Origin of the sequence: Pseudomonas sp. JV245A (assembly GCF_032424515.1) — a bacterium.
GTDB lineage: Bacteria > Pseudomonadota > Gammaproteobacteria > Pseudomonadales > Pseudomonadaceae > Aquipseudomonas > Aquipseudomonas protegens.
Window position 1 is genome coordinate 1 of record NZ_VYKE01000385.1, and the last position, 1,285, is coordinate 1,285.

2 protein-coding genes are annotated in these 1,285 nt (G+C 67.5%); both read right to left on the reverse strand.

Annotated features, from left to right (window positions below; translation table 11 throughout):
* The coding region (mnmH, locus tag F6S12_RS31855) for a tRNA 2-selenouridine(34) synthase MnmH (protein WP_315869872.1) at window positions 1-563 on the reverse strand (563 nt) is incomplete at its 3' end.
* Window positions 563-1,285 (reverse strand): selenide, water dikinase SelD (gene selD / locus F6S12_RS31860; protein ID WP_315869873.1); only part of this gene is annotated, 723 nt, incomplete at its 5' end. The genes selD and mnmH, both read right to left, overlap by 1 nt.

Below are 1,285 nucleotides of genomic sequence, written 5' to 3' on the forward strand. Positions count from 1 at the left end.
CTCGGCTGGCCGGTGGCGCGGCGGCCGAAGCTGGAGCCGCGGTGGTTGGCGTGGCCTTCCAGGTCCAGGGCGTTGTCCAACTGGCCCAGCACTTGGGTCTTGCCGGTGCCGGTCATGCCCCCCAGGAGGACGAAATCGCACTGCTGCAGGGCCTGTTCGGTGGTGTCCAGGAGGAAGGTACGCATGGCCTTGTAGCCGCCGCCGACCCGCGGGTAAGCGATGCCTGCTTCGTCCTTGAGCCACTGCTGGACGATCTGCGAGCGCAGGCCGCCACGGAAGCAGTACAGCAGGCCGTCGGGATGGGCCCGGGCAAAATCCGCCCAGGCCTGGATGCGCTGTTCCTTGATCGCGCCGGACACCAACTGATGGCCCAGGACAATCGCCGCCTGCTGGCCCTGCTGCTTGTAGCAGGTGCCGACCCGCTGGCGCTCCTGGTCGGTCATCAGGGGCAGGTTGAGCACCCCGGGAAAGGCGCCCTTGGTGAATTCGATCGGCGCGCGGGTGTCCATCATCGGCCGGTCGTTGAGGAAGATCTCGCGGTAGTCGGTGCAGTCCAGAGACATCAGAACACCTCGACCGCGTGGCTCTGTCGCTCTACCAGCTCGCCAATCGGCGCCAGTTCCAGGCCCAGTTCCGCCGCCAGGGCCAGGAATTCGGCATTGCCTTGCGGGGTTACCGCCACCAGCAGCCCGCCACTGGTCTGCGGGTCGCAGAGCACGCGCTTGTGCAGTTCCTGCACTCGCCCGACCTTGTCAGCGTAGCTGCTGTAGTTGCGCAAGGTGCCACCGGGCACACAGCCCTGGTCCAGGTAGTATTCGACCCCCGGCAGGCGCGGTACGCGGTCGTAGTGAATGCGCGCGGTCAGGCCACTGCCGTCGGCCATTTCCACCAGGTGCCCGAGCAGGCCGAAACCGGTGACGTCGGTCATCGCGGTCACCCCTTCGAGCTTGCCGAAACGGCTGCCGGGCTTGTTCAGGGTGCACATCCAGTCCCGGGCCAGGCCGATGTCGGCGCTGCGCAGCTTGCCCTTTTTCTCGGCGGTGGTAAGCACGCCGATCCCCAGGGGCTTGGTCAGGTACAGCAGGCAACCGGCCGTGGCGGTGTCGTTGCGCTTCATGAAGCGTTTTTCCACCAGCCCGGTGACCGCCAGGCCGAAGATCGGCTCCGGCGCATCGATGGAGTGCCCGCCCGCAAGAGGAATGCCCGCGGCGTCGCATACGGCGCGGCCGCCGCGGATCACCTCCCGGGCGATTTCCGGGGCCAGCACGTTCACCGGCCAGCCGAG